At 32.7% G+C, this 6,042-nt stretch carries 6 protein-coding genes; 3 read left to right on the top strand and 3 right to left on the bottom strand.

Annotation, left to right across the window (positions count from 1 at the left end; all coding sequences use genetic code 11):
* The first annotated feature begins 64 nt into the window (after positions 1-64).
* The 3 genes from A9G28_RS03755 (at position 65) to A9G28_RS03745 (ending at position 3,284) form a co-directional block, all read left to right on the top strand.
* The gene (locus A9G28_RS03755; RefSeq protein WP_065566359.1) at positions 65-784 is read left to right on the top strand and encodes an outer membrane protein; all 720 of its coding nucleotides are present in this window, start codon (positions 65-67) and stop codon (positions 782-784) included.
* Positions 785-1,619: 835 nt separating this feature from the next.
* A complete protein-coding gene (locus A9G28_RS03750; RefSeq protein ID WP_065579803.1) occupies positions 1,620-2,405 on the top strand; it encodes a transposase in 786 nt (261 codons plus the stop codon).
* 69 nt (positions 2,406-2,474) lie between these two features.
* Positions 2,475-3,284 (top strand): hypothetical protein, encoded by an 810-nt coding sequence (locus A9G28_RS03745; protein WP_065579802.1) that lies wholly within the window; start codon positions 2,475-2,477, stop codon positions 3,282-3,284.
* Here the strand turns inward: A9G28_RS03745 and nudC are convergent.
* The 3 genes from nudC to yidD form a co-directional block, all read right to left on the bottom strand.
* A complete protein-coding gene (gene nudC, locus A9G28_RS03740; RefSeq protein WP_065579801.1) occupies positions 3,281-4,084 on the bottom strand; it encodes an NAD(+) diphosphatase in 804 nt (267 codons plus the stop codon). The two genes, A9G28_RS03745 and nudC, sit on opposite strands and share 4 nt — an antisense overlap.
* Before the next feature lie 62 nt (positions 4,085-4,146).
* Positions 4,147-5,775, bottom strand: a complete 1,629-nt coding sequence (gene yidC / locus A9G28_RS03735) for a membrane protein insertase YidC (protein WP_065579800.1) — start codon at positions 5,773-5,775, stop codon at positions 4,147-4,149.
* A complete protein-coding gene (gene yidD / locus A9G28_RS03730; RefSeq protein WP_065566364.1) occupies positions 5,775-6,017 on the bottom strand; it encodes a membrane protein insertion efficiency factor YidD in 243 nt (80 codons plus the stop codon). The genes yidC and yidD overlap by 1 nt, the downstream gene beginning before the upstream one ends.
* Between the last annotated feature and the right edge of the window lie 25 nt (positions 6,018-6,042).

Raw genomic sequence — 6,042 nt, 5'->3', positions numbered from 1 at the left:
ATTTAATGTTTTATAATCGATTGGTTTTTTTATAACCAGAAATAATTAAAGAAAAGGAAATAAAATGAAGAAAACATTAATTGCACTTACAACATTTGCGTGTTTCTCAAATTTTGCTTACGCTGAGACCAATGGATTTTATTTAGGCGGGCAATTAGGTGCTACTATTTTAAAAGTGAGCGACATTGAAGATACTTTACATTATAGAAGTCGTATAGTAAAAGACGATATTTTCGACTCAATGCATAAAACTAAATTAGCAGGTGCTTTAAATTTAGGTTATAACCTTTATAATTATGATGTACCAGCTCGAGTTGAATTATCTTATACTTTACGTGGTAACGCAGAGAAAACAGAAAATAGATATAGCACATATGAGGATTATCGCCTTCGCACTACGCAAAAAGTAAAAGCACGTATGAATACGTTAATGTTAAACGGTTATTATGATATTGAAATAGACTCACCAATTATTCCATTTGTTGGTGCAGGATTAGGTGTTGCATTCACCAAATTAGAGCATAATCATAAAGAAAAATGGAATGTTTCTGTTGATGGTGTTGATTATGAACGTTCATTATCAAAAACAAAAACTAAATTTGCATGGAATGTTGCTGCAGGGGCTGCTTATAAAGTTAATAATAACCTAGCTCTTGATTTCACCGCTCGTTATGTAGATGCTGGTAAAGTAACCATTAAAGAATATAACGAATACTATCGAACTAATGCAAGTGGTAAATTAAGATCAATTGATCTATTAGCAGGTGTTCGTTATAACTTCTAATCAATTGATTAAACTAAAAAGGGCTGTAGTCCTTTTTAGTTGATTAACAAGTGTTGCATCAAAATTAGTTACAAAAAACCTCATAGTTAGTATAAAGCTCATTTAAAAGATTACGCTACCTATGTCAATGCTTCATGTTCAATAGGCGTCATATTTTATAAATTTGTAAAAATATTTAAGAGTCTATGTCGCTTAACCGTAAAGATGATTTATTACAGAGTATTCATATTGCAAATCCTAATAAGAAATATCAGTATTGATTTTCCACATGCTTGAACTGCTAAGCTTACAATGAGTTGGTTATTTACTAAACTATTTGATTAGGTTTTAGTAGTTTGAAAACAATCTTTAACTCTATTTTTCAATTTGTAAACAGCAGATAAGTTTACTTGTCGATATATTTTCTACTTTTCGTCGGGCAATACGTTTTTTACCTTTAGATCAAACTTTAACTCGTAATATGCTTGATATACTCGCTTATAATGCCATTGATATCCTTGCTTTCTGATATACGATTAAAGTCAGTAAAAAAGTGTCAACATAAGCTTATTTTAAAATAATTATAATTTAGTGCTTGGTCATTTTAATGACTGAAGCTTGTATTATAGAGAATTTTATACTTATTGCTGTGCTATTTTAGTCGATAGTTATATTTTTAATAGCCATCTTCGTCGATGAATTATTAACAGTATTTACTATAAATAAACCACAGAAAAATATAAATCAATACAATAAATACATTCTCAAAGTAATAAATGCAAAAAATGTCAATAAAGCTATATGTTTAGGGAAAAATCTGATAATATTTACAAGGATAAGCGATAAGGGAATAAAAATGATTTATGAACTCGCACCAACCGAATTGCATGATGAATTTAAAGCTTTTCATCATAATCTAGAAAAAATAGCATCACAACATGTAGAAGTTTGCCCATTTTGTAAAAATACTAAATTTTATAAAGTTCGGTCAAAACCAACTAAAACATACCGCTGTAAAGCTTGTCATAAATATTTTACTGCTTCAACCAACACCCCTTTCCGTCGTTTAGTGCCATTTAATGAATTAGAAGTTATTTTTATTAACCGTATAAAAAATATCAGTTATAACAATATTGCTAAACAGCTTGATATTTCACTGGCAAAGGTTATTCGTCGGGAATGTGCAATTATTAATTATCTTCAAAACAATTATCCATCATTACATAATTGGTATACTCATAAAAAACAAACAACATTAATTCCAACTTTAGAACAACAATATAAAATAATTAAAGACAAAGTAACGAATTTATTGGGTGAACAAAATCAAACCTGCATATATTGTGGATCTAACGAAACAACTAAAGTTGGAAATCGTGCTTGCTATCGTTGCCGATGTTGTCGACATAGTTTTAATATTTTAAGAGATACCAGCTTAAACCGTATTCCGAAACCTGAATTATGGTTACAATTTATTGATTTGATTGTTTCTGGAGCAAATAATTTGCAAATAGCAAAAACACTTAACTTACACAACGATACCGTGCGTAAATGGCGATCTAATTGGTGCAAAATGATGAAGTATTGGCACTGTGATGCGCTTGCCATTTGGTGTAAATATAAAGAAGAAGGTAATAATTAACAATTAATTTGATAATTTGACGTTTTATTATAAATTTCTCAAACAATAACATAAATGGATATCAGTTCTATGAAAAAAAATAATTTATTTTTATATATGTGCTTAATTAGCAGTGCATTCTTAATCAATGGTTGTGATGGTAAAAAAACACCTGACGATACCCGATTATCACAATTACCAACTGCGGTTATTAATAGTTATCTTTTTCATACTGAGCCAGAACTTTTACCGTTTAGTAAAAAAATTAAACAACAACAAATCCAAGGTTCATCAAATAAAACGATTAACTATAATGAACAAGGCTTTGTCACTAATTATGATTTAGAAGGATTACATGGTGAAATAAACTATGATACGGCTAAATATAGCTATGGCATGAACGACACCAGAAATGTTTATGATATTGTTTTTGATTCATCAAAAAATATTCTTGGTATGAAGAATAATGATAATGATATCGTTGCAAGCACAGAATTTGATGAGCAAGGTCGTTTGGTTGAGACAACCTTATCACATTTTTCCGAAAATAACGTGATATTTAGCAGTAGAATTATTTATGATAATGATCATGTAGAGCTTGTATTATATAATGCTTATGTTCCTGTCGATGCAAACACGAAATTCCCAGTATTATCACAAGAAAAAGATGTCATATATAATGATAACGAGCAAATAGAAAAGACCATTACTAAAACATTTAAGTTATCATCAAATGGTGACATCATCATTAATGAGAATAATGAGCAAGAGGTTGAACTAACAGAAACTTGTACTTACTCGGAATATAATCAAAACAACGACTGGACTAAAGCTGTTTGTATTACTGCAGGTAGCGAATCAAAAACCGTTAATCTAACCAGAACAATTCAATATGATTAGTCACAGCCATATTCGTCATATTGGCGGCAAAGTATAATTGTATCTTCTATTAACCGCCTAGCAATGGTGCCATACTCAGGAATTTTAGGTAATTGCGTGTAATGGTACCAATTTGCTTCAATAAGTTCATTTTTGTCTACCACTATTGCACCACTATCATAATCAGCCAAATAAGCCATCATTAATGAATTTGGAAATGGCCAAGGCTGTGATCCAACATAACGAATATTCTTAATTTTTATTTTTGACTCTTCAAATACTTCCCGTTCAACGGCGGTTTCCATTGTTTCGCCAATCTCGGTAAAACCCGCCAATACGGTGTACAAGTTATCCCGATTATGCCTAACGTGCTTGGCTAATAAAATTTTATTTTTATGGCGAATTGCTACGATAATAGATGGTGAAATTTGTGGGTAGTAACGTTCTTTGCAGTGATCACACATACAGCACCATTCGGTATTACTGATATACATCTCATATCCACAATATCCACAATATTTATGGGAGCGATAAAACTCAGAAAGCTGCACAGCTCGTCCAGCCATATTAAATAAGGATTGATCTGCATTATCAAGTAATGGACGGATTGAACTCATCGCATTTTTTATTTCACTACAAATGAGCCAAGCAGTTTGTCCATTCAACTCACCTATTGGTTGGGCTCGTTTATTCGTAAAACCAAGTTCATCAGCACGCCCTACAGGAACTTCACCATCAGGCAACCATAATCGTCCATTAGTACTTACAAACCAATAACCTATTTCACTGCCAGTTAAATTAAATTGTTGTTGTATATTCATATTATAAATACCAAAAGTAAAAACGAAAAAAGGAGGGGTTCCCTCCTCCTTTTTTAACAATATTATTTTTTTGTTTTCTCGTGAAGCCCTTTTTTCTCAAGTTCCCAGTAGATAAGGCGTTGCTGGACAATTGTGAATAAGTTACTGACGATATAATATAAAACTAAGCCTGATGGGAACCATAAAAAGAACACAGTAAAGATTAATGGCATATAAGTCATTAATTTTTGTTGTAATGGATCGGTAGCCGGAGTTGGTGACATTTTTTGAATTAAGAACATGGAGCCACCCATTAATAAAGGCAAAATATAATAAGGATCTTGCGCAGATAAGTCATAAATCCAAAGTGCAAATGGTGTATGGCGTAATTCAACTGCGCTACTTAACATATAGAATAATGACAAGAAAATCGGCATTTGAATAATTATTAGTAAACAACCGCCTAATGGATTGACTTTCTCTTGTTTGTAGAGAGCCATTGTTTCAACGCTCATTTTTTGTCTATTATCACCATAACGCTCTTTCAAAGCTTCTATACGAGGCTGTAATAATTTCATTTTTGCCATTGAACGATACTGTGCTCGCGTTAATGGGAATAAAAGACCTCGAACAATAAAAGTAATAACAATAATTGAGAAGCCCCAGTTACCAACAAAACTTTGTATAAACTTCAACAAATAAAAAAGAGGTTGTGACAAGAACCATAACCAACCGTAATCGACAATTAAATCAAGATGATTTGCAGTTTCTTTAAGCTGATTTTGAATTTCAGGTCCTAACCATAATTTGGCACTAATGGTTTGTGTACTACCTGCAGGAATAACGGTTGGCTCACCTTTGAAGCCAATTGTTGCTTGTGAGTTATTCGCAGTTGCACGAGAGTAAAATAGATTATTTGTATCCTGTGCTGGCACCCATGCCGAAGCGAAATAGTGTTGCAGCATCGCAATCCAGCCTGTTTGCGTCTCGACCGATAAAGCTTTATCTTTGATATTGTCAAAACTATATTTGCTGTAGTTGCTACTAGAACTAGAGTAAGCTGCACCACGGAATGCACTTTGCCCTAACCCACTACCGCCTTCAGTTGGAATATCATCAGGTAATTTGATAGTTTGTTTTAGTTGTCCATACATAGAAACATCAATAGGCTGGCTACTTTGATTGTTGATGTCATATTGAACATCAATAGCATAATTATTACGATGTAATATGTAATATTTAGTATAGCTTACCCCATTGACTTGATACGTTAATGGAACACGCAACTCATCTTGGCCATCAGCTAAAACATATTCTGATTTCTCAGTTTTATATACTGGGCGTTTTGAACCTTGTTTAGCATTATCTGGGCCATCTTTACCAGTTAAACCACTTTCAGCAATATAGATGAAATCAGGACGTGATGCTAATAACTGAAAAGGCGTACCAGAATGCAGTGTTTGCTCATATTTTAATAATTGTGCAGCTTGTACATCACCACCATAAGTATTAATAGTGAGTGACAACACATCTGATTTTACAGTAATTATTTTACCCTGTGCCAAGCCATCTGTTGAATTATCATCACCTATTTGTTGTGTTAATTGGTTTGTGATCGGCGGCTTAGGTGCGTGATCTTCCTCCCACGCTTTCCAAATAAAAAAAGATACAAAAAGTAAAGCAATGACTAAAATATTACGTTGAGATCCCATTAGTGTTTTTCTCTATTGGTTTTAGTTTTTGGAGGAACAAAATCTTCTCCTCCGTCATGTAAAGGATGACATTTTAATACACGTTTAGCTGTTAGCCAACCACCTTTTATGAATCCAAAGCGTCTTAGTGCAATTATTGCATATTGTGAACATGTCGGCGTAAAGCGGCATTTTGGACCAAATAAAGGACTAATAAAACGTTGATAAATACGCACAAAAAAAACAAAAGTATTAACTATCATGTGGTTACATGCATAAACGTGCAGC

Source organism: Gilliamella sp. Fer1-1, assembly GCF_001690825.1.
GTDB lineage: Bacteria > Pseudomonadota > Gammaproteobacteria > Enterobacterales > Orbaceae > Gilliamella > Gilliamella apicola_C.
This window is presented reverse-complemented; position numbering and strand designations above follow the sequence as displayed.

Excerpts from the sequence above, each read along its gene's own strand:
- A9G28_RS03755 (WP_065566359.1), top strand. The coding sequence starts at position 65 with ATGAAGAAAACATTAATTGCACTTACAACATTTGCGTGTTTCTCAAAT.
- A9G28_RS03750 (WP_065579803.1), top strand. The coding sequence starts at position 1,620 with ATGATTTATGAACTCGCACCAACCGAATTGCATGATGAATTTAAAGCT.
- A9G28_RS03745 (WP_065579802.1), top strand. The coding sequence starts at position 2,475 with ATGAAAAAAAATAATTTATTTTTATATATGTGCTTAATTAGCAGTGCA.
- nudC (WP_065579801.1), bottom strand. The coding sequence starts at position 4,084 with ATGAATATACAACAACAATTTAATTTAACTGGCAGTGAAATAGGTTAT.
- yidC (WP_065579800.1), bottom strand. The coding sequence starts at position 5,775 with ATGGGATCTCAACGTAATATTTTAGTCATTGCTTTACTTTTTGTATCT.
- yidD (WP_065566364.1), bottom strand. The coding sequence starts at position 6,017 with ATGATAGTTAATACTTTTGTTTTTTTTGTGCGTATTTATCAACGTTTT.